This window comes from Kitasatospora sp. NPDC059817 (assembly GCF_042731835.1).
Lineage (GTDB): Bacteria > Actinomycetota > Actinomycetes > Streptomycetales > Streptomycetaceae > Kitasatospora.
This window is the reverse complement of record NZ_JBHWIR010000222.1, coordinates 7,168-11,170: the sequence shown is the minus strand read 5'-3', so window position 1 is coordinate 11,170 and position 4,003 is coordinate 7,168. Positions and strand designations below refer to the sequence as shown.

The 4,003-nt window shown below is 74.5% G+C and carries 1 protein-coding gene and 1 pseudogene; one reads left to right on the top strand and one right to left on the bottom strand.

The window, feature by feature from the left end:
* The coding region (locus ACFV61_RS31190; RefSeq protein ID WP_380495257.1) for a hypothetical protein at positions 1-933 on the bottom strand (933 nt) is incomplete at its 3' end.
* Positions 934-1,623: 690 nt separating this feature from the next.
* On the opposite strand from ACFV61_RS31190, the pseudogene ACFV61_RS31185 reads away from it, so the two are divergent.
* A pseudogene (locus ACFV61_RS31185) lies at positions 1,624-4,003 on the top strand (hypothetical protein); the annotation flags it as partial.

The window sequence follows — 4,003 nt, the reverse complement described above, 5'->3', positions numbered from 1 at the left end:
GGGGGCGCCGGCGGCGTGCGGGGCGTTACGCGCCCGGCCGAACGGGGCGATGAGGCCGGTCAGGCGATTGTCCGGGGCATCGACGACCTCGCCGCGGACAATCCGGGGTACCGGTGAGCGCGGTACGACGGAGGTCGCACCGAGCACCTCCCGGCGCCGGTCGGCCAAGGCCTTCCGCACCGCCACGAGGTCGGCGTCCAGGCGCCACAGCGCCGGCAGGTGTGCCTGCACCCCGTCGGCCACCACCAGCTCGGACCCCGGCTCCCGGCTCTCGTCCGCCCGGGCGTGCGTACGCTCCTGATCGGCCAGGAGCCCGACGGCGTCCTGCTCCCACTGCGCCGCCTGTTGCGCCTCACGTGCACTCTGCCTGATGCGCCGCACCTCGGCCAGGCAGCGCGTCGCCTCCCGCAGCCGGGCCCGCCGCAGCTGCGCCGCGCCCCCGCCGGGCGCCTGCTGCGAAGCGGGGCCCGTGTCGTCCTCCGCGTCGTCGCCCAGTTCACCCCGCAGCTCGGCCACGACCTCCACCAGCACACGGATCAGTTCATCCGCCTCCGCGACCCCCTCCTCGGCCTGTCGCTGCGCCTGGCGGGCCAGGTCCAGCGCCTGCTGGGCGGCGAAACGTCCCGCCTCGGGCGGCCGCAGTCCCCGGGCCGCCAGGGTGGCTTGTTCGTGCAGGCGGGCAGCACGTTCGAGCAGCACCGTCCGGGCCCGCGGGTCGGTCACGCGGTCGTGGACCAGCCGCTGGAGCAGGTGCCACGGGATGTCCTTCTCCCCGGAGCGGTACTCGCTCCAACTGGTCTTGCCTGCGGGGTAACGCCGGGCGAGCTCGCGGACGGTGACTCCCGACGTCACCTCCCGCACGAACCGGGCCAGGGCATCCGCCTGCTCGGTCTCCCCCTTGAGCCGCCCCTGCGGACGTCCAACACCAGCCACCCCGTGCCCCCTTGTCCTGTCCGGCGGCCGGACCTGATTGTCCGCCGCCCCCTGACCCTCAGTCGGCTTCTTGTAGATGAACAATCAAACAGGCTGCACTGTGGAGTCTCCACCGATTCTTCGAATAACGTGCCGGGGTCGGCGGGCCGCCGGGCCGGCGCCCCCGGGCCGGGCGTCTGGCCGAACCGGAAACTGACGCTACATCAATTCTCTTGATCCAATGGATCATTGGCGAGAGGGGAGTTCCCGGTGGCTGGTTCACACACCCTTCGCCCGGCAGCAGCCCTGGCCGCCGCCGCGACGGCCGCCACCGTGCTCCTTGGCCCGGCACCCGCCGCGGCCGGCCGACCCCGCCCCGCCGACCCCGCGCCTTCTGCCCACCCCGCGCCTTCTGCCCACCCCCACCTTCTGTCGCTCCCGTCGAACGCCGCCGAGACCAGCACCGTGGCAGCCCTGAACACCGCGGGCGACGTCCTCGGGGGAGTGCTACCCGAAGGCGGCTACGCACAGTGAAACCGTCGCGGCCCGGAGGCGGGGGCCGCGACCAGGAATTGATACGTACCCGAAGCGGGAATAGCCTGGAACCATTGAGAGTTGGCGGGTGCCCGATGCGTCGGCCCCGCTGAGCGGTACTGCGTCCAACCGGTACCGCGTCCGACCGGTACCGCGTCCATCTGCTGGGGGCGTCCCATGCACACCCACCCGGCACGGGCCTTGGCCGTCTGTTCGCCAGGGCACGGCAGACTCCACCTCTTCGTCGGCGCGCACGACGGCGCCGTACGGTACCGGGTGTTCGACGGCCGCTGGCACGCCTGGCACGCGCTGGACCGCCCCTGGCCCTCGCCCGGCGCCCCCGCGTTCACCGGCGCCCCCGCGTTCAACTGGCTGAGCGCGACGGCGGCCGAGGGCCGCCCGGTCGAGGTGTTCGCCCTCAGTGCGGCGGGCGAGCTGTTACGGCTGCGCCCCGGCGCGGGGGAGCACCCGCACTGGACCTCGCTCGGCACGCTCGCCCGGGGCGGCTCGGCGACCGGTTTCACCGTCGTGTCGAGCCGGTCCGGCGATGTCCACCTCGTCCTGGACGCGGGCGCCCACGGCTGGGAGTTCCTGCGCGGACACCCGACCAAGGGGCCAGTTGTGCTCCGCACGGGCGAGCGCGCACCCGGGCACCTGACGGCCGTGCCCGTCGCGCCCGGCCGGATCGACCTCCTTCTCGCCGACACCCGCGAACGACGTCTGCTCCGCGCACACCTGGAGAGCGACACCCCGCCGATGCGCGAGCCACCGGTGTGGGAGGAGCTCGGCCCGCTCCCCGACGGCGACGAACGCTCCTTCACCTGCCTCGCCGCGACGGAGCGTGACGTCTTCCTGGGCGGCGACCACGGCCTGCGGCACTCCGCCCTGGCACCCTGGCTCGGCTGGGAGCAGCTCGGCGGCGACCTCACCGCCCCCGACACGACCGGCCCCCGACTGGCCGCTGTCGCCTCCGGCGGCGGCCGCACCGACGTGCTCGCCGTCTGGGCCGGTGCCGCGCTGATGCACCGGCGCTTCGACCGCGGCTGGCAGGACTGGCAGCTCCTCGACCTGCCGGACGCGCCCACCGGCAGCTACCCCGTGCTCCGCGCGGACGACCTGGTCACCCTGACCGTCCGGAGCCAGGGCCTGCACGAACAGACCCGGCCCGACGGCACGGTCCAGCTGGTGGCCGACCCGGGCGGCGGCCACCTCCTGGTGGACGTCCCCCCGCAGCACCTGGCCGAGACCGTGGTGGAGTCCGGTCAGCCGCCCCAGGGCTTCCTGGCCGGCCCTTCCACCCTGTGCTTCGCCGTCGGCCCGGACCCGGTCACGCTCACCGTGGCCGGCCTGCTCGACGCGATGAACCGCCTGCCGCTGATCGTCACGACGGCCACCACCGCCGACCTGCTGGCCCGGCTCGAAGTCCCCTGGAACCTGCTGCTCACCCTGCAGCCGGACGCCCGGTGCAACCACCGCACCCTGCCCGCCACCGGCACGGCCGGCGGCACCGAGCTGTGGCACAGCCGCATCGCGGGCCCCGACGGACACCTGACGGCGCGGCCCCTCCGGTCCCTGGCCGACGGCACCGACCACGGCACCCCGCTGGACACCTGGTACGACCGGATCGTCGCGGCCGCCGCCGAGAACCCGGCCGTCCCCCTCACCGTCGACCGGCTGATCCTGAGCGCCTACGGCGCCCGGTTCTGCGCCGCCGCCCACTGGCCCCGGCTGGAGTGGGCCCAGGACGCCGCACTCGGCCGGGACTTCCACGTCAAGGTCTCCGCCCCCGGCGCCCTGTTCCCGTTCGGCCACCGGGCCGCCTACATCGAGGTCTCCGACCGCCGGTTCGACGGCACGGACCCCGCCGTGGCCGCCCTGCACCGCAAGGCCTTCCTGATCGTCACCGAGCCCGTCCGCGACGACTACGGCATCGGCGCGGGCGGCCCGCACGAACGCCGGTTCCCGTTCCAGAGCGTCGCGATCGACCCCGGGCAGACCGACGGCCTCGACGACGCCTCCTGGATCCCGGTGGGCTCCTCGGCCGCCCCGCCGAGGTGCTTCTGGCCGACCCGGGCCGGCACCCCCGTGGTGTTCACCCTCCAGGCCACGGCCGGGCAGGAGTACGTGGAGCTGGACCTGCCGCTGCTGTTCGTCGAGGACGCCGCCACCGGCGCCGGCTACGGCGCGGCACTCGACGGAATCTACGGAAACGGTCCGAGCACCGGAGCCTTCGCGAGCCTCGGCCGCCCCCTCTGCGACATCGCCGCCCGCATCCCGCTCGTCATGACGTCCCCGACCCAGGCGGTGGAGGACGCCGTGCAGGAGGTGCAGTCGATGACCTTCGGCGGGATCGGGGCCGGGCTCTCCCCGAGCGGGGTCGGCTTCTATCCGCAGGTGACCCAGCTGGCCGTGGGGCTGCCGGCCGTCCGCCGGCTGCTCGGCCCGCTCCCGGCGCTCCCCGCCACGATCTCGCAGGCGCTCGTCGACACCCCCTGGGGCAGCCCGACACCCGACGCGCTGCTCGACCTCGTCACACCCCGGACGCTCGACTTCGGGG